Source organism: Gilliamella sp. B2785 (genome assembly GCF_026537005.1).
GTDB classification, from domain to species: Bacteria; Pseudomonadota; Gammaproteobacteria; order Enterobacterales; family Orbaceae; genus Gilliamella; species Gilliamella apicola_E.
On sequence record NZ_JAFNNC010000001.1, the window covers coordinates 310454 to 333829 of the forward strand.

Below are 23376 nucleotides of genomic sequence, written 5' to 3' on the forward strand. Positions count from 1 at the left end.
TTTAAAATAGTGGTTATGATCATTTAAAAGTTTTAAGTGAAATTTAAAACCTCAAAAACCCGGCTCCTCAACTTTTTTTAATGGAAAAAACAGCTACTAAAAAACGCCATAGTTTAAAGCGGAATTACTTATTTGAGACAACATTGCAAAACAGAATTTTGAACCCCAAAAAACCCACTCCTCAACTTTTTTTACGGAAGGTTCTAATTATGAATAATAACTTATCCCTAACAATTTAGCTATCTCTTGATTTTCAGCTAGCTGTTTTGGTTCTGCATTAAAAATGACGTTTCCATTTTCAATAACCACACAGCGAGAAAAATGGCTAAGTGACTCATCCAGATAATGCGATACCATCATTAAGGTCAGATTAAATTCACTACAAACCTGATTCACCAATGCCAACATTTCAAAGCGCAGAGCTTGGTCAAGAGCAGAAAATGGCTCATCTAATAATAATATAGGACGATGTTGTATAAGACAGCGAGCCAGTGCCACGCGTTGCCGTTGGCCACCCGATAGCTGTTCGGGATAGCGATGGTTAAAGCCTTCCAGCCCGACACGAACCAGAATATCATTAATAGTCATTTGTTCAGCTCGACTCAGTTTTAATGTCGGCTTGATGCCTAAAGCAATATTTTGTTCAACCGTTAGATGGCTAAATAAGTTATTTTGTTGAAATAGCATCGATACAGGGCGTTTACCGGGTAACGTTGTTGTGACATTTTGGTTATTTAAAATGATTTGTCCTGATTTAGGAAAGATGAACCCCGCAATCAAGCTAAGTAATGTACTTTTGCCCGCGCCACTTGGTCCGACAATAACAACCCGCTCTTTAGCAGCAATATTTAGCGTAAAGTGCATGTTGAAGTTGTCATATTGATATTCAATTTTTTGAAGTTCGATCATAATCCATCACAACCAATAAACTAAAAGATAAAAGTAATAATATCGCGGCTGTCACGATACTTTCTTGATAATGATAATGCGATATCTGTTGGTATAAATAATAAGGTAACGTGGTCACCGACTGCCCGCCAAACAGAGCTATTACCCCAAAATCGCCCAATGACAATATGGCAGCAAGGGCAAAACTCATCAACATAAGGCTTTTTAACCCCTTAAAATCGACCAAATAAAAATGCATTAATCCATTGATATTAAGGGTTTGGGTTAACTGCCAATAGCGTGCCGTAATATCATACATCGGCGTAGCTAAATTTTTAAGGATGAAAGGTAACGCCATTAACCCATTACAAACCATAATTAATAAGCAGATAAAAACAGTGTTATGACTAAAACCGAATAACAATAAAAACAATCCCGATGCTAATACCATGTTTGGTATAGCTAATATCAAGGAGGCAACCATCATAAGCCGATTACTTAATTGACGTTGTTGGTTAATCAATAGTCGGCAATTGGTCCATAGCAAAAGTAACCCAAGTAACATCGCTATCATAGCCGAACCTATAGCAATAAGGATTGAATAGAGTAAGGCTTGTTGCAACATCGATGTGAGTAATGAGATTTGGAAAAAATAGAAACCTTGAAAAAGTATGGTAATCATCGGAGACAGGATAAATAATCCCCCTATTACGATAATGATCATGCTAATCATTTTTAGCCAATTGGTTATCGGTAATTGATAGTTGGAGTGACTAAATTTAACACTCAGCTTTCTATCATTTCTATTTATTTTCTGCATCAAGCTGATAAAAACAATACAGCAAACCAACTGCACGCAAGATAGTAATGCGGCTTGTAATAGATCAAAGTCTCGCACCGCTTGATAAATAGCCACTTCCAGCGTGGTGTATTTTGGACCACCACCCAATGCAAGCACTATGGCAAAACTCGAAAAACAGAGCATAAAAATAAGTGCTGCCATAGGCAATATTTGTCTACGAAGTAACGGCCATTCAAGTAATTTAAAATAGGTAAATGTTGAAAAATTAAGTTGTGCCGCTAGCTGTCTTTGTTCTATCGCAACACTGTTTAATGTTTTGTAAAAGAGCACACAAGCATAAGGAAAATTCAAAAAAACATGAGCCAACAAAATACCTTGCAAGCCATAAATAGGAAATGAAAATGGGATATGCAGTACTTGGCAAATGTAAGCCAGTAAACCTTGTTGCCCATATACCGACAACAACCCTGTCACAACCACTAAAGCGGGTAAAATAAAGGTAATTGGCATTATTTTTATCAGTAACTTTTTACCTTTAAAATCAATAAAGGAGAGCGCCTTAGCCATTAATATTGCTGATGCCAGCGAAAGTATTGTCGATAACAAAGCTTGATAAAAAGTGATCCAAACAATATGAAGTACATAACTATCAAGATAAATCGTCAAATTTCCTGACTCTAAGGCAAATCGCCAAATAGCAATAAGTGCCGAGCTTAAAATAATGAGTATTAAGCTCGCTGCACTCATTCCGGGTAATAACGATTTAAATTTCAACATTGGCGATACGGATCTATTTACTAATTGCCGATTGCCATTCTCGAATCCAAGCCTTTTGATGTTTTTCAATCTCTGCTGGCTCAAATTCTAACGATTTATTGACCGAATTAATTTGCGCAAAGGCATTAGGTAGATCCGTTTTGATAATCGGATACATCACATTTTTCTCAGCAAATTGGTGTTGGACTTCAGGTGTCAGCAAATAACGTAAAAATTGGCGCGCTAGGTCAATTTCTTGACTGTATTTAATGATTCCGGCTACTTCAACTTGACGATAGTGCCCTTCATCAAAAATAGCTGCCTCGTAGTGATGCTCGTTTTCATTAATGATATGTGCCACTGGCGATGTACTGTAACTAAGGACAAAATCCGCTTCGCCTTTTAAAAACATACCATAAGCTTCGCTCCAACCTTTGGTGACCGTCACCGTGTTTTTAGCGATTTGCTGCCACGCTTCGGCTGCTTTATCACCATAAACTTTTTTTACCCAAAATAGTAAACCGAGTCCTGGTGTACTGGTTCTTGGATCTTGGTAGATGATTTTCCAACCGGCTTTATTTTCGACCAATTCATGTAAAGAATGAGGTGGATTTTTGACTTTGTTATTATTGTAGATAAAAGCAAAATAACCAAAATCATAAGGCATAAAACTATCATCCCACCAATTGGTGTTGAGATTGTCGGGTTTAGCGATTTGATGAGGAATAAGAATATTCGCTTGTTTGGCTTGCTCTAATAGGTTGTTATCTAACCCTAAAATAACATCCGCATTCGTTTTATCGCCTTCAAGACGAATACGATTTAAAACCGACACACCATCACCTAATGTCACAACCTCAAGTTGGCAATTGCATTGGGCTTCAAACCCTTTTTTGATAGCCTCACCGGGTCCCCATTGTGACATAAAGGAATTATAGCTATAAACCGTCAAAGTAGGCAGTTCTGCATTGGCTAATGGGTTAAAAAGTGAAAATAGAAAAATAACAGGTAGTAAAAAGTTTTTACAAAACATTTTGCCTCCAAAGAAATAGGTAAAAGACAAAAGGTTTGAGCAGATATAATAACTCAAATCCCTCCGCTGGCATTATCCAGTTCAGGTTCGACGAGTTATGTCAGTCAATCTGACACTCTCAGCCCACTAGGGCACCCCGTTGAGAACGACATTAGTTTAGAGGGTGAAGGTATAATTGTAAATAGTTACCTTCAACGGTTGCCTGCAAACTTATCTATGATTTTGGAAGAGAGTAACTGCGCTTGATCAAACTGATAGCTTTATAAAATTTCGGCTTAGCCCCATTTGTAATCGGAAAATCGATTTCTTGCTTATTTAAGGGGGGAGTGAGTTTTGCATATTCATCCAAAAAGATATTTTCACCATAATTATCATACTATTTTGTCAATTGTGAATCTGAGTTGTTGCAGATGGCCTTGAGCAAACACCAACGTTGAAAAGAGCAAAAGGATATTGATAATCAGGTAGTTAAATAAATTTCGGCACCTGTTTTCTCTTTATTTTTTTATCTATTTTATAATTAAGTTAATAAATTACATCTAAATAAAAAAATTTTGTTTATAAAAGAATCAGCTATTTACTTGTCCTTAACTAATCCCACAGTGACAATTTATCAATTTATCAGTATTATATTGGGCATTTTATTTTAATCGATTAGGTTCAGTGTGAATATTCAACAACTATTAACACAACGTGTTTCTCAAGCAATGATTATGGCGGGTGCTGATAAAAACTGCGACGCTTTAATCAAGCAATCAGCTAAAGCCCAATTTGGTGATTACCAAGCAAATGGTATCATGTCTACCGCTAAAAAATTGGGAATGCCACCACGAGCATTAGCTGAAAAAGTTTTACAACATCTTGATATTGATGATATTGCCGATAAAATCGAGATCGCCGGTCCTGGTTTTATTAATATCTTTTTAAAAGATAGTTGGATTGCTGAACAAAACGAAGTCGCGCTAAATAGTGATAAACTGAATATTACTTTACCAGCCAAACCACAAACTATTGTGGTTGATTACTCTGCACCAAACGTAGCAAAAGAGATGCACGTCGGCCATTTACGCTCAACTATTATTGGTGATGCTAGTGTCCGAGTATTAAGCTTTCTTGGTCATAATGTTATCCGAGCCAACCATGTTGGAGATTGGGGAACCCAATTTGGGATGTTAATCGCCTATCTTGAAAAAATGGAAAACGAACATGCCAATGACATGGAACTTTCAGATTTAGAATCGTTCTATCGCGCAGCAAAAAAACATTACGACGAAGACGAAGCCTTTGCCGAAAAAGCCCGTAATTATGTCGTAAAACTTCAAGGTGGTGACCAATATTGTCGTGAAATGTGGCGAAAACTGGTGGATATCACCATGACACAAAACATTGCCACATATAAACGCCTTAATGTCACCTTATCGGTTGAAGATACAATGGGCGAAAGCATCTATAACAGTATGCTACCAGGCATTGTTGCCGATCTAAAACAGAAAAAATTAGCGGTTGAAAGTGACGGTGCCATCGTCGTATTTCTAGATGAATATAAAAATAAAGAAGGCGAACCAATGGGCGTTATTATCCAAAAACGTGATGGTGGCTATCTTTATGCAACAACCGACATTGCCTGTGTAAAATATCGTTACGAAACACTTCATGCTGAACGTATTTTATATTATACCGATTCACGTCAACACCAACATCTAGAACAAGTTTGGGATATCGTGCATAAAGCGAAATATGTACCAGAATCCTTAAAACTTGAACACCACATGTTTGGTATGATGTTAGGTAAAGACGGCAAGCCGTTTAAAACTCGTTCAGGTGATACCGTAAAATTAAACGACCTGCTTGACGAAGCAACAGAGCGTGCAGAAGCACTCATTAAAAGTAAAAATCCCGATCTTTCTCCAACAGAACTTGCCAAAGTGATTGATGCTGTGGCGATTGGCGCAGTGAAATATGCCGACCTATCCAAAAATCGTACAACCGATTATGTTTTTGATTGGGATAACATGTTGTCATTTGAAGGCAATACTGCACCATATCTACAATATGCCTATACACGCGTACTGTCGGTGTTTAGAAAATCAAATATCAACGAAGATAGCTTAACTGGTAATATCAATTTAGGCACGGACAAAGAGCGAACATTAGCAATTCGATTAATTCAATTTGATGAAACCGTTTCAACCGTTGCTGTAGAAGGCACACCGCATGTGCTGTGCGCCTATTTGTATGATATCGCCACCCTATTTTCTAGCTTCTATGAGCACTGCCCAATTTTGGCTGCCGAAAATGAAGACTTGAAACATAGCCGTCTAAAACTGGCATCTTTAACGGCAAAAACCCTTAAAACCGGTTTAGATATGCTTGGTATTAAAACGGTTGAAAAAATGTAACAAAACCAGCCACCGATATTGTTCAATATCGGTGGTATATCGCCACTTAAAAACATCTTAAAAATTTCAGCGTTTAAAATTGAGGGAAGTTTTATAAAACCAAATTCATCCCCAAAAAATCCTCAACTTTTTGATATAAAAACACAACTAAACACCACAGCTTAAAGCTGGATTATTCATATAAAACAATATTAAAAAGTAGGATTTAGAACCCCAAAAACCTCGCTCCTCAACTTTTTTTGTAATAAAAAAAATAAACCCGCGGGTAATTCAAACATCGCTAAGCCACAAAATCACTTTTTATGGCTAAACGATGTTGGCTCGTAGCTTGCTTTTAATTGCTTAATACTTTTTTCCTCACCCCCAACCCCGGCCCTAAGGATTAAGGACGAAGAAATAAGGACTAAGGATAGGTGCAAAGCACGTAGTGGTCGTTAACTTGGGTCCAAGATGCACTACCAACGATTATGTTCACGACAGACTGGCTATTAGGATTCCGGTCACTAGTCCAGAACCAATTGTAGCCGAAGTCAACGCCAGAGTAACCGGTTATATCCCCCCACTCAGTTAAAAAGCCTGAACCAATTCTACGTTGGTAATGATTACCAGATGAGGAAGGAGTGGCGCCAGAGATAGCAGGAGATTCTGTACGAACTGCATTGGTTAAATCCTTTACCTTAACAAGACGATAACCAATACGATTACACCAAGATAAAGTATTAGGATAAGTGTAAAGATTACGACCACGATTGACGAACCACTGTTTCAAAGTAAAACCATATTTGACGACAGGAGTACCATTATTGTCACGACCGACCAGCTCGAATGTCTGAGGCAGAGGAGGAGTGGAAACAGGGCCAGGACTAGATGAACTATGCTGGGATGTGGTAGCGTAAGGACCAGTTAAAGTAACGTGTACGCTTGTAGTAGTAGAATTAGTCATTGTAGCTGTGATACGTCCACGAGAAACAGGAGACCAAGACAAAGGTTGATTAACACCACCAATGAGTAAATCAAAGTACAGTTTGTTAGCACCAATTGTAGGAAAGTTTCTACCGTAAAGTGATGGGTCAGTTGACTGAGGGATAAAACCATCATAAGGGTCCCACATCGAAGCAGGACCAGCAAAATCCCAAGATGGGTTAGGAGTATAATCACCAAGCTTACCATACCTTAAGTTAGGTCTGGCAAAACAAACCACCGGCGCAGCCTTAGGATTGACGTAATAAGTCACATTACTAGCATTGAAAGAACTACGATTAGGAAATCCGTAACGAGTAGATAATGTACCGTTAGTACTAGATAACTTAACACTATAAGGTGCCTTACAAATCTCTGGCACTGCACTACGTGATACCGTTTGACCGTTTTTATCGACGATAGATAAACTTAAAGAACCAATAACAGTAACGCCAGAATCTCCATCATCATCTCCCCAATAGTTATTAGGAGGACCGATAAGTGTACTTAAATCGACTGAATCAGTATCAGTAGGAACCAACATACGAATATCAGCAAAACTCTGACCCTCAACCGGCAAGACGATTGGGGTTGTAGATGATGAATTGTTAGAAGGCGTGTAATTAGCTCCGTTAGATAGTGTAATCCCAAGCAGACCATTAGTATCAACTGCACGTGTACGACCACCGTCGAAAGTCAGATAAGGTGCACTACCCTGTATCGCATTCCTAGTTGTCTGTGATGTCAATGCGTGACCCGAGAAAGGAAGAAAAAAAGCCGCGGAAAAAACAATCTGCCGGGATAATTTGGGAAAAGATCGAAAACAGGATCTGAAAGAGGATCCGGAAAACGATCGGAAAAAAGATCGAGAAGAGGATCGCGGAAGCGATCGCGCGAAAATTCGCAGAATTTCACTTGATTGAGTGGAAAAATAAGTTTCAGTAAAAAATTTAAGCTGGTAGCTGGACTTAGACGAATTTAAAAGATAGGTTTGGCAGGTTGGCTGTTGGCTGTTGGCTGTTGAAAATTATAATGCATTTTAGACTGTCCTGTCAAGTAATTTTTTGATTAATTTACAATTTTATACTTTTCTGTCAAATTTTAGCCTATTAGCTAAAACCGTGTAAAAAGTATAGTGATTGGAAAAACACGATGCAACACTTTTTTTCACTCAATTATGTTAACTTTTGCAAAGAGGATCTAAAAATGATCTAGATTATAGTTGGTTAACTGATATTTTAATTGAATATATTGCAATTACAAATTTTTAAAATTAGGCCGATTGATCCTTAAAAATTTTATTTTAGGGCTTTGAATTAGAAATTTAGTGATTTTGATATTTTAATAATTTTTTAAATGAAATTTAAAACCTCAAAAACCCCGCTCCTCAACTTTTTTTACGATAAAAACCCGCAAAAATAAACCCGCCTAGGCGGGTAATTGTAGCGTCGCTTAGCCACAAAATCGCTTTTTATGGCTAAACGACGTTGACTCGTAGCTTACTTTTAATCACCTAATACTATTTTTTATCACTCCCACCCCCGCCCTAAGGATTATGGATTATGGATTAAGGACGAAGAAATAAGAACTAAGGATAAGCACAAAGCCCCGGGTGGGGATAAGGATAGGAGTACCCATTCACATGACCGGAGTTTGTTTGCACGACAAAATTGGTATCCTGGGCATTACCATAGACATAGGGGTCACTAGTCCAGTGCCAATGGCTGATGAAGCCAACGCGATAGTAAGACATAACGCCCCACTCCGAGAAAAAGCCAGAACCTATATGACGCATAAACTCATTTCCTGGTGAGGAAGGGGTGGCACTAGGTACGACTACACCAGGATAAGTATGAACAGCGTTGGTTAAATCCTTTACGCGAGGCATTCGATAACCAATACTATTACACCAAGATAAAGTATTAGGATAAGTATCAGCCTTATCACCACGGTGAACAAACCACTGCTTCAAAGTAAAACCATATTTAACGACAGGATTACCTTGACGGTCACGACCAACCAACTCAAAGGTCTGAGGCAAAGATGGAGTGGAAACACGACCAGGATTGTCTGAATTATGCTGGGATGTGGTAGCGTAAGGACCAGTTAAAGTAACACGAACGCGTGTAGCAGTAGGATTAGACATTGTGACTGTGATACCACCCTGAGAAACTGGAGACGAAGACCAAGACAATGGCTGAAGACTACCTCTAATATCTAATTCAAAGTACAGTCCATTAGCGCCAGTTGTAGGAAAGTTTAAACCGTAATGTGATGGGTCAGTTGACTGAGGGATAAAACCACCTCTAGGGTTCCACATCGAAGAAGGACCATCTATACCACTAAACGAAGCAGGTCTTACAAAACAAAGCACCGGCGTAGTCTTAGGAATTACGTGATAATACGCATTACGAGCACTGAAATCAATACGATTAGGAACACCATAACGTGTGTATAATGTACCGTTAGTACTGGATAACGTAATACTATAAGGAGAATTACAAGTCATTAACACGGAATTACGTGATACAGCTTGATTAAATCTATCTAAGATCAATAAACTTAAAGAACCAGTAGCATTTATGTCACTATCACCATCATCATCCCCCCAATAATTATAAGGTGGACCGATAAGTGTACTTAAATCGACTGAATTTGTATCAGTAGGAACGAACATACGAATATCAGCTAAAGTCTGACCCTCAACCGGCAAGACGATAGGTCTTGAATAAGATGAAGAATTAGTTGATGGCGTATATTGCGTACCATCAGATAGTGTAATCCCAAGCAGACCGTTAGTATCGACAGCACGTGTACGACCACCGTCGAAAGTCAGATAAGGAGGAGTGCCCTGTATCTGATTTGCTGTTGTCTGTGATGTCAATGCGTGACCCGAAAAAGGAAGGAAAAAGACCACGAAAAAAACAATCTGCCGGGATAATTTAGAAAAGGATCGAAAACAGGATCCGAAAAAGGATCGCGAAAAGGATCTGAAAATGGATCCGGAAAACGATCGAAAAGAGGATCGCGGAAGCAATCGCGCGAAAATTCGCAGAATTTCACTTGACTGCGCAGAAAAATAAACGTCAGTAAAAAATTTAAGATGGGAGCTGAACTTAGACGAATTTAAATTATAGGTTGGCCAAGTTGCCTGTTGCCTGTTGCCTGTTGAAAATTATAGAACATGTACGACAATCCTGTCAAGTAGTTTTTTGATTTATTTAAAATTTTACACTTCTAAGTTATGTTTTAGCCTCGTAACTAAAACCGTGTAAAAAGTATAGTGATTGGAAAAACACGATGCAACACTTTTTTTCGCTCATTTGCGTTAACTTTAGTAAATAAGATCTAAAAAGGATCAAAATGATATTTGGTTAATTGTTGTTTTAATTAAATATATTTCAATTACAAATCTTTAAGAATGTGATTATTGATCCTGAAGATTTTATCTTTGAGTTTAAAATCAATGACGTTGATCATTAAATAATTTTGAAATGGAATTTAGAAGATCAAAAACCCCACTCCTCAACTTTTTATTAAAAAGATTATACGTTTTCAACGCTTTTATGCTGTCTTTAGATATTATTTATTGGGATTAAGAATATTGTGTAGAAGGCATTCACTGGGTTTAATGATTGTCTATTATTGTTATGACTTGGCATTTTCTAAAGATTTTACTAATTTTTCTGAATATCACCTTGATTAGTAAACATTGGCGTTAAATTTGGTCGCGCTGTGTTGAGTTTGGAATTAACCCTTTTATTGTTTTGTGCTGATAAATTATTAAATTTGCAGTCAATACAATATTGTGACGGTATAGACTCCTCAATTATTTTTACATTGATGATGTTAATCTCATTTTTTCGACTCTCGTTAATTATTATTAAATAATCAGTTAGCTAAGTTTGGGTTATTTGTTTAGAAACTATAGACTATTTTATGATGATTTGGTTGGGTTAAAATCTCAAAAATAATACTTTAACCATTTCATTTGTTTAAATATTTTTTAATTTAAAGTGCTTGATCTTATCATTCAAATGATTAGAATTCTCTGCAATTTATTCAAGATTAAAGTTAACTATTTATGACAAATTGTAATTTTGCAGTCCTAAACAATAATGAATGTAAAGTAGTTTGATCCTCCTTTTTGGGGGATTTTTTTTGTCCAATTAATTTTAAAAGTAACTCAATTGTAGAGGCCCATTATGACCGATAGTAAAACCCTGTTATCAACGAGTCGAGATCAAAGTTTAAAAGCATATTTGATGAATAAAATTAAGCAAAATGGTGGTTGGGTTAATTCACATATGCACGCAGACCGTGCTTTTACCATTACGGTTGATAGTTTTGATGTCTATCAAAAACAGACGTTGATTGAGAAATGGGATACGCTTGATAAAGTAAAAGCCGCTATGAGCGAAGATGATTATTATCGCCATTTTAGCATGGCAGTTGAGCGGATGATTGAGCAAGGTGTGTCAGCAATGGGGTCGTTTGTTGATATTGATCCGATTGCTGAGGAACGGGCGATTCGAGGTGCTCTGCGGGCGCGTGAGACGTATAAAAAAGATATTACCATTAAATTAGTGAACCAAACGCTTAAAGGGGTTATTGATAAAGAGGCGCGTTATTGGTTTGATAAAGGGGCTGATTTAGTCGATATTATCGGTGGCTTGCCTCGTCGTGATGAGCGTGATCATGGTGAAGGTATGGGGCTTGTCCATTTAGATGTGTTGATGCAAACAGGTAAATCATTAGGCAAAATGGTACATGTGCATGTTGATCAATTTAATTCATCAGATGAGATCGAAACTGAGCAACTTACCGACAAAACTATTGAGCATGGTATGCATGGTAAGGTGGTCGCCATTCATAGTATTTCGATTACTGCGCATAGTTTGGAATATCGCCAAAAACTTTATCAAAAAATGAAAGAGGCAAAGATGATGGTGATTGCTTGTCCATTTGCTTGGATTGATAGCCCTCGTCGTGAAGAACATGGCCCTACTCGTAATTCTTTAACGCCTGTGGATGAACTGGCTGCTGCGGGTATTCCTGTTGCAATCGGTACGGATAATGTGAGTGATTATATGTTACCTTTTTCAACCGGTAATATGTGGGAAGAGCTTAAATTACTCGTGACGGGTTGTCGTTATACTGATTTAGATAATGTGGTGAATGTTGCAACCAAAAATGGGCGAATGGTTTTAGGGCTTGAATAATTGCCTAGAAATCTGATTTTAAATTTTTATAAAATCTCACTTTTTGTGGGATTTTTTTGTTTATAGACGATAGTTTTCATTTCTCTTTATTTTTTTATTTTTAGCTTACTTACGTATCGTCTTTTCACTATTTAATCTGCTTTGATTAGAGTTGTAGAAATTTGAAGATAGATTATGCGTATAATTGTTTTAATTCATGGGTCTATTGATAAAATGGGATCATCTTGATGAAAGAAGTTAAGATTTTTTAACCCTTAAATAATATTTTATTTAAGGGTTAATCGCACTTTAAATACGAGTTTTGCTTACGCGTTTATTCGTTCTTGGATTGAGTTTTACCCGTTTTGGAATGCGCTTTTCTGAGGTTGATTTGCTGGTAAAGCTTTTTACTTCCTCTGGTAAGCCTACTAATTGTCGTAAGTAATTAACCGAATCTATGCCTAGTTCCATCCATGTGCCACGAGATAAGCCTTTCGGTAAGGTGATATTACCATAGCGAATTCGGAGTAATCGGCTAACTTGGACACCTACGGCTTCCCACATGCGACGGACTTCTCGGTTGCGACCTTCAGTAATAACCACATTGAACCACTGATTTAAGCCATCCCCACCTTGTGGTTTGATGGAGTTAAATGCAGCTGGACCATCTTCAAGCTGTACACCTTTGCGAAGTTGATTCAGTTGTTGGTCGGTAATATTGCCGAATACTCGTACCGCATATTCCCGTTCGATTTCATGCCTTGGGTGCATAAGGCGGTTGGCTAGTTCGCCATCGGTTGTGAAGAGTAATAATCCAGAGGTATTAATATCAAGCCGACCAATATTGATCCAGCGTGCGTTTTTTATTCGTGGTAATCGTTCAAATACGTTTGCACGACCTTGCGGATCATGGCGAGAGCAGATCTCCCCTTCTGGTTTATAGTAAGCTAGTACGCGACAGACTTCTTTTTCTTTGCTTCTTAACTGGACTAAGTGGCCGTTGATGCGAATTTTAGGGTTGGCATTGACGTCAACGCGATCGCCTAGCGTTGCTATTTTACCGTCAACGCTAATTTTGCCAGCTACGATCATGGCTTCAATCTCACGACGAGAACCATTGCCTAAATTGGCTAATACTTTTTGTAATTTTTCAGAATTCAATTTTTTCATTTTGCCTCGCTACCTTCACAGGTATCTTTATCTAAAGTTGGTTTATTTTACCTTGGGTAAAAAACGAATATCGACATAATAACGTTTTGGGTTTGCTTCATCAATATAGACGGTTATTGTCTCTTGATTAATGAAAGGTTTTGGATCAAACCAAATGTTTTCACTTTTAAAAAGATGAATCTCATCGGGTGCTGTTCTGTCTTGCCACTGGCTATAAATGATGTAAGGAGAGCGACCTCGGACAGTTAATGAGGTATTTTTTTCAATCGAATTTATCTTGGCTTCAATTTGTCGGCCACTTGCTAGCAATGCACGTTTTAGTTTATTTTTTTTAGATTTAAAATAAAAATAACCACCACTTGTTAAAAATAGTAGGCTTGCGAGTATGCCTAAAATTATTTCTCCAAGCCACATTGAGAAAGTATCGTTAATTTTAGCATGATCAGCGTTTTGCGGATCATAGATAATATCAACCACATCACCTTTCTGATAAGCTGAAGGATTACTACCAACATTTGATTTAACCTTTCTGACTTGTTCCTGAGTATCAACAAATTGAAAGATAGGATAATAAGATACGGATCGATTGCCATTAGAATCTTTTGAATACGACTCTTCAAAGTCAATAACGGTGCCGGTAGTACTTAGTGAAGAGTTGATAAAATTGATCTGTTTTATCGATAGATAGAGTACCAATGACATTAATCCAATACTTATAATTAAAATAAGTGCCATTATTTTCTTCATTTCTTTCCCTATATAATGTTTAATCTTTTTTATTTAAAAGGTGAAGTATCACCACTTCCTTCTCGGATAATATCAGGATAATCGTGAGTTAGATCAATAACTGTGGTTGGTTGTTCGCTGATATAGCCACCATGAACGATGGCATCAAGTTGATGACCGATTTTATCTTCTATCTCTTCAGGATCAGACTGGGCTTCATTTTCGTTAGGTAAAATTAGCGTGGTGGTCATTAAAGGTTGTCCAAGTAATTCGAGAAGCGCTAAATCTATTTTATTATCGGGAATGCGAAGTCCTATGGTTTTGCGTTTTTCGTTCATTAAGCGTCGTGGCACTTCTTTACTTGCAGGTAAGATGAAGACGTATTTTCCGGGTGTATTGTTTTTTAGCAACCGAAAAGTGGTGTTATCAACGAACGCATAAGATGAGAGTTCGGATAGATCACGACACATTAAGGTGAAGTTATGGTGTTTATCAAGGTTGCGAATTTGGCAAATGCGATCTACACCATACTTGTTATCAAGCAAACAACCTAGCGAATAACCGGAATCAGTCGGAAATGCTATTACACCGCCGTCATTTAATATTTTGACAACTTGATCTAATAATCTTGTTTGTGGATTATCTGGGTGAATATAAAATGTTTGGCTCATAATATTCTTCTTTGTTGATTGCTGGTTAAAAAATGTGAGGAACGGGGTTTTTCATCACGGTTTAATTTATACCCAATCATGCCATATAGGTGTTACGCTACCCGGCAATGGTGTTGTTTTACCTAAATCAAGATAATTAACCAAATCATGAAAATCAGAGCCTTGCGAAGCCAATAACTCAAATTCATTAGCCAGTTTGGCTAGTTTTTGTAAATCATCTTGTGTTTGTCGGCTTTGTGAAACTTCAATCGCATCACCGCCGAATGTTTTAAATTCACTAATTAATAATTTTAATTTAGTTAGGGTCAAATCATAACGAGATGGGTGTGCTAATACAGCTTGTCCACCAGCAGAATGAATGGCATTAATCGCATCAGCAATACCGCAACAATTGGCCGGAACATAAGCATAACCACCTTTGCCTAGGTATTTTTTAAATGCTCGTTTCATATCTTTGACATAACCATTAGCCACTAAAAAGCGAGCAAAATGGGCTCGAGAAACGATATCGCCTTTCGAATATTGTTGGGCTTGTTGATAAGCGTCGTGAATATTGACTTTAGCCAATTTTTCACTAATGCTTATTGCTCGATCAATTCGGCCTTTTTCTTGGGCTAATAACAATTCAAGCAACTGCGAATTTTCAATATCGACATTCAATCCAACAATATGAATTTCGCTATTTTTCCATATCGTCGATATCTCTACACCATGAATCAATTTTACTGGTAAGTTTTCACGCGCGATAGTCTCTTTTGCTTCAGGCAAACCTTTGATCGTATCGTGATCGGTGATAGCTAGCATGTTGATTTGATTATCTGCAGCTCTTTTAACCAGTTCAGTTGGCGTTAAGATGCCATCTGATGCAGTTGTGTGCGAATGTAAGTCGACAATCACTTTTTTCTCGAAAATTATTTTTAAACGTGTAATATACCACACAATTTGCACGACCACTAAAAGGTATATTATGAAAGATCAAATTCAGCTTGCTCAGCAAGACACTCTTGCTATTATTCAGGAACTTTTAGAAGACGGTAGTGATCCACATGCTATGTATATTATTGAGCACCATATCTCATCACAAAACTTCGATCAGCTCGAAAAAGTGGCGGTAGAAGCTTATAAATTAGGCTATGAAGCAACAGATCCTGATGAGGATGTTGATGATGAAGGCAATGTTGTTATTGGTTTTGATATTATCGCTGAAAGTCCGTTAAATGCTGAGTCAATCAATAATCAAATTGCTCAGGTGATTACATTGGCAAACCAATTCGGGGTTAATTATGACGGTTGGGGAACCTACTTCGAGGATGGCAGTGATGATGATGCTGAAGATGTGGAAACTTTGCACTAATTAATCCCCTTCTTAATCACCCTTCAACTTTTTGGGATTTATTCTTATCCGCTAAAATAGCGGATAAGAATTATATTTTACATTTTTAAGCCTACAGCCCTACTGGTTCTTTTCTGATTTGGAGAGACACTACGAACCAATACATGTTCAACATTGTTAATGGCAACGGGTCCTTTATAACGCTGCCAACTTTCGCCTTGATTAGTTGAATATTCAATGGCTAATCCCGGATAGACGATATTAGCAATGAGTTTACCATTTTCAATTTTCGCCCCCGGTGTTGGTAAGCGATAAACAATTTTGGCTAAATCAAGTTTGGATAATTCGCGTTGTCCCACTAAATTAGCAAATAATGTCCAATCTTTAAGTAATTGGTTTTGATCGACATAATGCGTCGTTCCTTTCGAAAATTCACGATCTTTTTGGTAAGCTATTTCCCAATCAGCTTGATGCCATGCTCGTTCTGCGACAGCTATTAACCTTGGATATATCATATATTCCATCTGATTATCAGTACGAACAATTTCGCTCCATAGTTGTGCTGATAAGCCGTAACTGCCAGACCAATCTAACGTGCCTTTAGCATTGAATGGGTTTCCATCACGATCAACGGATGTTTCAGCATTTTGGGGTAAGTTATTCGGCGCGAAGCTAAATATTTTACGTTCATCATTAAAACGAGTAGCCCAATAATAACCGGGTTCTAACGTATTAACTTCGTAAGGAAAATCAAGATAAACATAATCAGGATTCGATATCACTATTTGATAACCTTTGTTGGTCCATTCACTCGCTGAATCAAAACCTCCCCAGTAAAGTGTGTCCCAAAAGTTAACAGTGACTTTATCGACAGCAAAGTCTTTGGCACTTTCGGCATATTTTACGCCGTCTTGCCATGCTTGCATGTGATTGATGCCATGATTTTTAACTATTTTACTGGCTTCAATAGCAAAATAACTCGGTAGATGTTTTATATCTTTGATGGTGCCTTGTTTAACCAATGTTTGGCAGGCTTGGGATTTTGCCCATGGTAGATCTTCAATGCTCTGATCGATTAAGCCTTTACCCGCCTCTTTTGCGTGGATATCTTGATATCCTGGACCAAGACGAATATTTTTGGCTTCATCACCGCCAAAGTGCCAAACAGTCAGTGGTTGTCCTGCTTGGTTATGCATTTTGGCAATTTCAGTGATCACTTTATCGACAAAGCGTTTAGATGAATCTAAGCAAGGATTTAGGTAACTTTTTCGATCGTAAAATTGTACCGTTGTGGTATTTGAATCATCACTTGGATCAACTAAACGAAACTCATTAGCTTCTGCTTGTTTACCTTCTTGCATTAGGCGTTGATAACGTGCTTCCATAGACACAATTGCCGCTCTGGCATGTGCTGGCATATCAATTTCAGGGATCACCTCAATAAAGCGATCTTTAGCATATTTGACAATTTCAATGTAATCATCACGACTAAAGTAGCCACTACCTAAATTATCACTATCAGGTCCTGATCCTAATTGCGGTAATAGGCATTTGTTTTCGCTCAGATCATGACAACGCTTGCTACCGACCTCGGTCAATTCCGGAAGACCTGGGATCTCAATTCGCCACCCTTCATCATCACTTAGGTGAAAATGGAATTTGTTTAATTTATAACTCGCCATTTGATCGAGTAATCTTAACACCGCTTGCTTTGTTTTAAAGTTACGTCCGGTGTCTAACATAATGCCCCGATAGTCAAAGCGTGGGTAATCTTCGACTTTTAGCATAGCAATGGTTGGGTTTTCGTTAACGGGAATCAACGATAAGATCGATTCTACACCATAAAAAATTCCCCGTTCATCAAAGGCAGTTATAGTCGCTTGCTTATCGCCAATATTCAGTTGATAAGCACCTGATACGCCATTTTTAAATTTGGCCGCATCAATATTTGCTACAATCTTATAACCTTTATCCGTTAATGGGATATTTAAATTGTTAAATTGTTGATTGAGTACGGCTAAGCTGGCGTCATTAAGTCCTTTTAATTGAAGATGAATGCCATTTTTACCAAGCTGTATATCTTTTTCAGCAAGGGTAAGTTTCACCGGCGTTGGAATAATTTGCCCGCGCATGGCCTTTTTATCAAGTGGCTTAATATCGGCATTACGTTCAAATCGATTAACCGTCGTCATTAAAATATTATGATCATCGGGCGTGCGCTTCCACTGTTCACCAGTTAGGGAAACAAAATCATCCAATTCAGTATTACTGATCACTTTTGGTGTGGCGTCGGTGGATGTTACATACCAGCGAGGGATAACATCCGATTCGCTTAACTGCCAATACTCACCGATAATAGGTATATCTATGCTGGCTTTAGCCGGAAATCCGGTAAATTTTTCAGTTGGCTCTATTTTATGAAGATCACCGGTAAGATGAGTGATTTTGAATTGATCATTGTCAACCGCCAATATCATTCTGATACTACTAAAATAGATTGCCCAATCTTTGTCGTTGATAGCTTCGCCATCATTGTTTAACGAGATTGTAGCTTTGAAACAAGATGCCCAATCAGCACCTAAAATTGCACAATCAACACCATGTTCACCAGCTTGATTATCAACAATAGTATATTTGACACTAAGCTTTGAACTTATTTCATCAACAATTTTCTGAGAGGCGTAAGCCGAAGAAGCTACTCCAAAACTTAGCAGAGAAACGATTGAAGTAAACAATATTTTAGATTTTTTCATAATATTTCCCTATTTTTGCTTTGCTTGAAACACAGTGAAAGGTATTGTGACAATAAACTTGATATCTCGTTCATCTTGGAAAATGTTGCCATATCCACCACCCCAACTGTTGATATGATTTTCATGGTTATTATATTTGGTGTAATGTAATTGGAAAGAGGTGTCTTTAGCCCAAGTGTCTTGAATAGTGTAGCCTAAATCAAAATTGTAAGCTGATTCAACTAAGCGATTCTTTTGATTTTTTGCTATTGAATTTGGTTTTGCATCCCAACCAAAAGCATAAGATGCCCCCGTTCTCCAACCGGTTAGATACGTTGATAGATTCCCTAAGTCATAAGTCACTTCAGCAAATAGGGCTTTTTCACCATTAGCATTAAAGTCCGATCGTGAGTTCCACCAAACATCTAGTCGTCCATTAGATGAAGCATAATCTGGCGTCATACGTTGTAAAAAGAAGCCTTGTTTACCTTCAGCCTTAATTGCTACCCCTTCAAGGCGTAGACCAACTGGTCCAACTTGGTAAGCTAATGTTGCCGCTTGTAACCATGCTAAGCCGTCATAGACCTTATCCCCTTTATGAGACTGGTCTTTGGCGCCATAAAATTGATAACTCATGGTTAACGGATTATCAAGCATATCTGTTTTATAAGATGCTTTACCAAAATATTGATTCATGTAATTTTTGGCTTGACCAAAGGCGGTTTCTAACACTAAATCATTTTTAAAGTCATATTTCAAACCGGCTGAGTGTAGATAATCAATCTTCTTCCCTTTTCCCCATTGTTTAAATTCATAAAGGCGTTTGTACCATGGCGCTTTATATTTATCTGTCCACATATAAGACATCGATAAGGCACCAGCTTGATCAAAATCGAGCGTTGTGCCTAATTCAAAACCTCGATAAGTACCCGGTAATAAACTCCAGTGAGGGGCTAATAGTGTTTGACCAGATGGCTGAATAAAACCGGCTTTTAGCCAAAACCGTTCATCTTGTTTAAAATTGACTTGTGCTTTATAAAAACTCACACCACTGACATCTTTTTTCCAATCCTCATCCCAGCGGGTGCGGGCGCCACTAAAACCAATTTCATTAGGATGACCATTGCCACCGTTACTGACTTCCCATGCACCATATCCGCCCAGTTCAATACCAAGGTGATCAGCAATATAGCCTGATCTAAAATCTAAATTTGTGTTGAATGATGAGTGCCTGAGGTTTTTTTCATATTTATGTTCTTCAATATTTTTTCTTTCTCGATCACGATTCCAAAAAAATACGTTACCGGTTAATGATGCATCATCAATAAATTCACTAGCATACTGAGCTTGTGCGGGGCATATACTGGTTAAAATGGTTATCGATAAAAAAAGTTTAGTAAAATGATTAAAACGATAGGGTAAATCAAGTGCATTATCCAGACTCATAATTTCATTCCCATAATTATATAACTGACCGTTAAATTTCCTTAATCGGATGTTATAAGCCAAACTGAATTGTTTATTACTTTGAATTGCTTTCTAAACTACGAAACATATTTAGGTGGAGATTGGACAAATATGCATTTTTATAATGCATAAACATATTTTAGTTCGCAAATTAATTAATCTAAATTCGTGATCTAAATCACCAAAATGATGAGAATTCGGCTTATTTTTGTGGGATTTTCGGCTCTTTTTTTACGTGATAAATTAATCAAGCTCTATTTTTTTGATGGTTTTTAAGTCATGAAATTATGGGCAGAATTAGTAATGAAATGAATAAGTTTAATGGGGTGAGTAATGGGTAAAAAAAAGAGAAATGTATAACATTTCTCTTAGGAATTGATAGCGCTATTAGTTTTCAGTATCTAGCTCTTCAAAACTTTTTACTAATTCATCAATGGCTTTCATCTGTTTTAAGAATGGTTCAAGTTTTGCTAACGGTAATGCTGATGGACCATCACATTTTGCATGACTTGGATCAGGATGTGATTCTAAGAATAATCCAGCAATACCTACCGCCATCCCTGAACGAGCTAATTCAGTAACTTGACCACGACGACCACCTGACGCTGCTCCCATTGGGTCACGACATTGTAGCGCATGAGTTACATCAAAAATCACTGGCGAACCCTTGCTAACTTTTTTCATTACGTTAAAGCCAAGCATATCAACAACAAGGTTGTCATAACCAAAGCAGCTACCACGATCACAAAGGATAACTTGGTCATTACCCGCTTCTTCAAATTTTTCGACAATATTGCCCATTTGTCCTGGGCTAACAAATTGTGGTTTTTTGACATTGATTACCGCACCAGTTTTCGCCATTGCAACAACTAGGTCTGTTTGTCTTGCCAAAAAAGCGGGTAATTGAATAACGTCAACGACATCGGCAACGGGTTGGCACTGCTCTTCGGTATGAACGTCAGTGATAATTTTTATACCAAATTGCTGTTTTAATTCTTGGAAGATTTTCATCCCTTCTTCTAACCCAGGTCCTCGATAAGAGTGAACTGATGAGCGATTAGCTTTGTCAAAAGAGGCTTTGAAAATATAAGGAATATTCAGTTTATCGGTTACTGTGACATAATGTTCACAAATTTTCATGGCTAAATCACGTGATTCAAGCACATTCATACCACCAAATAATACAAACGGTAAATCATTAGCTACCGTAATATTACCTACTTTTACTTTTTTTTGTTTAATCATAAACTCATTCCTAGTTAAGGTTTAAACCAACGACCAAGTGTGACTCTGTCATTGCCACTGTAATCGGTGAAGGTTTCGACTAATTGAAATCCGTGTTGTTTAAAAATAGTTTGCACCGCTAAGCCCTGTTTCCAACCATGCTCGATTAGCAGCCAACCATATTGATTTAAATGTTTAGTTGCGCCTTGTACAATGACTTTAATATCGGCAAGTCCATCATCTTCAGAAACTAATGCACTGCGAGGCTCATAACGAACGTCGCCTTGCGATAGATGAACGTCGGTCGGGTCAATATAAGGGGGATTACTGGTAATCATAGAAAATTTACGATTTTTTATTGGTTTATACCAATCTCCCAGTAAAAAGTAAACATTATTAACATCGATTTGCTTGGCATTTTTTTGAGCTAATATTAACGCATCTTTGTTTTTTTCGATTGCGGTAAATAAGCAATCAGGACGTTCAGTTGCCATGGCGATTGCTATCGCTCCGGTTCCAGTCCCTAAATCCAAAACTTCACAAGGTGCCTTTGGCAAATATTCTAAACCAAGTTCAACAAGCTTTTCAGTATCGGGGCGCGGGATTAATGTCGAGTTGGAGACATTAAATTTTAATGACCAAAATTCTTTTTCGCCCGTAATATAGGCAATCGGCTCACCTTCTTGACGTCTTTTTAAATAAGCATCTAACGCAATGACTTCATCGTCAGTTAATGATGTTTCACTAAAAGCCATTAAAAAGGTGCGTGTTCTATGAGTAACAAAACTCAATAAAATTTCTGCATCACGTTTTGGGCTTTCGCTTTCAGTTAAGGTTTGCGACGCAAATTTAAGCCATTCTAAATAGGTCATTCATCCTGTTCCGATAACGCTGCAAGCTGATCTGCTTGGTACTCTTGTACTATTGGTTCAATTAGCATATCTAATTTACCTTCCATCACTTCATCTAAGCGATAAATGGTAAGATTTATACGGTGGTCAGTAACCCGTCCTTGAGGATAATTATATGTTCGGATACGGTCTGAACGATCACCCGAGCCTAATAAGTTACGTCTGGTTGATGCTTCTTCTTGTTGACGTTTGCGCGCTTCGGCATCTTGAATACGTGCAACTAATACTGACATCGCTTTCGCTTTGTTTTTATGTTGTGAACGTTCATCCTGACATTCAACCACAATCCCAGTTGGAATATGGGTAATACGGATTGCTGAATCAGTGGTATTAACATGCTGACCACCTGCACCGGATGAACGGTAGGTGTCAATTTTTAAATCCGCTGGATTGATTTCTGGCATTTCTGCTTCAGGAATCTCAGGTAAAACAGCAACAGTACAAGCAGATGTGTGAATACGACCTTGTGACTCAGTTTCAGGTACGCGTTGAACACGATGTCCACCTGATTCAAATTTTAAGTGGCCATAAACACCATCACCACTGACTAACATGATCACTTCTTTATAACCGCCATATTCACCATCATTTGCACTCATGATTTCAACACGCCAGTTGCGAGATTCGGCGTATCTTGTGTACATTCTGGCTAAATCACCAGCAAAGATTGCAGCTTCATCACCACCTGTGCCCGCTCTAACTTCAACAAAACAGTTGTAGTCATCATTCGGATCTTTCGGTAACAGAAGTACTTGTAATTGTTTTTCTTGCTGTTCAACTTGAGCCATGGCTTCATTTAACTCTTCTTGAGCCATTTCACTCATTTCAGGATCAGATAGCATCATCTTGGCAGTTTCGATATCTTCTTGAGTTTGCTGCCAATTAGCAAAGCACTTAACCACATCGGTTAATTGTGCATATTCTTTTGAAAGGGTTCGAAATCGGTTTTGATCGGCAATAACCGTTGCATCAGATAGTAATGCTTGAACCTCTTCATAACGCTCTTGTAGCGTTTCCAATTTACTGATAATTGAAGGTTTCATAACTCTATATATTTGATAATGATTAATTGAATTTGCCCGGCATTATATACTTAATTGCCT

17 protein-coding genes and 1 riboswitch are annotated in these 23376 nt (G+C 37.8%); of the genes, 3 read left to right on the forward strand and 14 right to left on the reverse strand.

Features of this window, described 5'->3' with window-relative positions:
* Nucleotides 1–207: 207 nt before the first annotated feature.
* From thiQ to thiB, 3 genes are read right to left on the reverse strand one after another with little or no spacing between them, the layout of a single operon-like run.
* On the reverse strand, nt 208–909 hold the full coding sequence (gene thiQ, locus J3U24_RS01425) for a thiamine ABC transporter ATP-binding protein ThiQ (protein ID WP_267337551.1): 702 nt from the start codon (nt 907–909) through the stop codon (nt 208–210).
* The gene (gene thiP / locus J3U24_RS01430) at nt 887–2467 is read right to left on the reverse strand and encodes a thiamine/thiamine pyrophosphate ABC transporter permease (RefSeq protein ID WP_267337550.1); all 1581 of its coding nucleotides are present in this window, start codon (nt 2465–2467) and stop codon (nt 887–889) included. The genes thiQ and thiP overlap by 23 nt, the downstream gene beginning before the upstream one ends.
* A gap of 13 nt (nt 2468–2480) precedes the next feature.
* Entirely contained in the window at nt 2481–3479 is a 999-nt protein-coding gene (gene thiB, locus J3U24_RS01435) for a thiamine ABC transporter substrate binding subunit (RefSeq protein ID WP_267337549.1), read from the reverse strand.
* Nucleotides 3480–3519: 40 nt separating this feature from the next.
* Nucleotides 3520–3628: riboswitch (TPP riboswitch) on the reverse strand.
* Between the two features lie 516 nt (nt 3629–4144).
* Here thiB and argS point away from each other — a divergent pair.
* Nucleotides 4145–5878, forward strand: coding sequence for an arginine--tRNA ligase (gene argS / locus J3U24_RS01440; protein ID WP_065734541.1), 1734 nt, complete (start codon nt 4145–4147; stop codon nt 5876–5878).
* 403 nt (nt 5879–6281) lie between these two features.
* Here the strand turns inward: argS and J3U24_RS01445 are convergent, their stop codons facing one another.
* Both J3U24_RS01445 and J3U24_RS01450 read right to left on the reverse strand, forming a co-directional pair.
* Complete coding sequence (locus J3U24_RS01445) at nt 6282–7586, reverse strand: hypothetical protein (protein ID WP_267337548.1); 1305 nt, start codon at nt 7584–7586, stop codon at nt 6282–6284.
* An 840-nt stretch (nt 7587–8426) separates the two neighbouring features.
* Nucleotides 8427–9755, reverse strand: a complete 1329-nt coding sequence (locus J3U24_RS01450; RefSeq protein WP_267337547.1) for a hypothetical protein — start codon at nt 9753–9755, stop codon at nt 8427–8429.
* A gap of 1288 nt (nt 9756–11043) precedes the next feature.
* Here J3U24_RS01450 and J3U24_RS01455 point away from each other — a divergent pair.
* Nucleotides 11044–12060, forward strand: coding sequence for an amidohydrolase family protein (locus tag J3U24_RS01455; protein WP_065734544.1), 1017 nt, complete (start codon nt 11044–11046; stop codon nt 12058–12060).
* A 288-nt stretch (nt 12061–12348) separates the two neighbouring features.
* Here J3U24_RS01455 and rluB read toward each other — a convergent pair whose 3' ends face one another.
* From rluB to rnm, 4 genes are all read right to left on the reverse strand, one after another.
* Nucleotides 12349–13209: a 23S rRNA pseudouridine(2605) synthase RluB gene (gene rluB, locus J3U24_RS01460; RefSeq protein ID WP_267330904.1), complete on the reverse strand. Its 861-nt coding sequence runs from the start codon at nt 13207–13209 to the stop codon at nt 12349–12351.
* Nucleotides 13210–13251: 42 nt separating this feature from the next.
* Nucleotides 13252–13956, reverse strand: coding sequence for a DUF3592 domain-containing protein (locus tag J3U24_RS01465; protein WP_267337546.1), 705 nt, complete (start codon nt 13954–13956; stop codon nt 13252–13254).
* Between the two features lie 29 nt (nt 13957–13985).
* Nucleotides 13986–14606 (reverse strand): L-threonylcarbamoyladenylate synthase, encoded by a 621-nt coding sequence (locus J3U24_RS01470; RefSeq protein WP_065561914.1) that lies wholly within the window; start codon nt 14604–14606, stop codon nt 13986–13988.
* Between the two features lie 66 nt (nt 14607–14672).
* Nucleotides 14673–15545 (reverse strand): RNase RNM, encoded by an 873-nt coding sequence (rnm, locus tag J3U24_RS01475; protein ID WP_218060026.1) that lies wholly within the window; start codon nt 15543–15545, stop codon nt 14673–14675.
* 28 nt (nt 15546–15573) lie between these two features.
* Here rnm and rraB point away from each other — a divergent pair, with 28 nt between their 5' ends.
* On the forward strand, nt 15574–15960 hold the full coding sequence (gene rraB / locus J3U24_RS01480) for a ribonuclease E inhibitor RraB (RefSeq protein WP_065561915.1): 387 nt from the start codon (nt 15574–15576) through the stop codon (nt 15958–15960).
* A 77-nt stretch (nt 15961–16037) separates the two neighbouring features.
* Here rraB and J3U24_RS01485 read toward each other — a convergent pair whose 3' ends face one another.
* From J3U24_RS01485 to prfA, 5 genes are all read right to left on the reverse strand, one after another.
* Complete coding sequence (locus J3U24_RS01485) at nt 16038–18692, reverse strand: beta-N-acetylhexosaminidase (RefSeq protein ID WP_267337544.1); 2655 nt, start codon at nt 18690–18692, stop codon at nt 16038–16040.
* A gap of 9 nt (nt 18693–18701) precedes the next feature.
* Nucleotides 18702–20117: an OprD family outer membrane porin gene (locus J3U24_RS01490; RefSeq protein WP_267337543.1), complete on the reverse strand. Its 1416-nt coding sequence runs from the start codon at nt 20115–20117 to the stop codon at nt 18702–18704.
* Between the two features lie 408 nt (nt 20118–20525).
* On the reverse strand, nt 20526–21380 hold the full coding sequence (kdsA, locus tag J3U24_RS01495; RefSeq protein WP_065561962.1) for a 3-deoxy-8-phosphooctulonate synthase: 855 nt from the start codon (nt 21378–21380) through the stop codon (nt 20526–20528).
* 17 nt (nt 21381–21397) lie between these two features.
* A complete protein-coding gene (gene prmC, locus J3U24_RS01500) occupies nt 21398–22234 on the reverse strand; it encodes a peptide chain release factor N(5)-glutamine methyltransferase (protein ID WP_267337542.1) in 837 nt (278 codons plus the stop codon).
* On the reverse strand, nt 22231–23316 hold the full coding sequence (gene prfA / locus J3U24_RS01505) for a peptide chain release factor 1 (protein ID WP_065561918.1): 1086 nt from the start codon (nt 23314–23316) through the stop codon (nt 22231–22233). Before prfA ends, prmC begins: the two co-directional genes overlap by 4 nt.
* Nucleotides 23317–23376 lie beyond the last annotated feature (60 nt).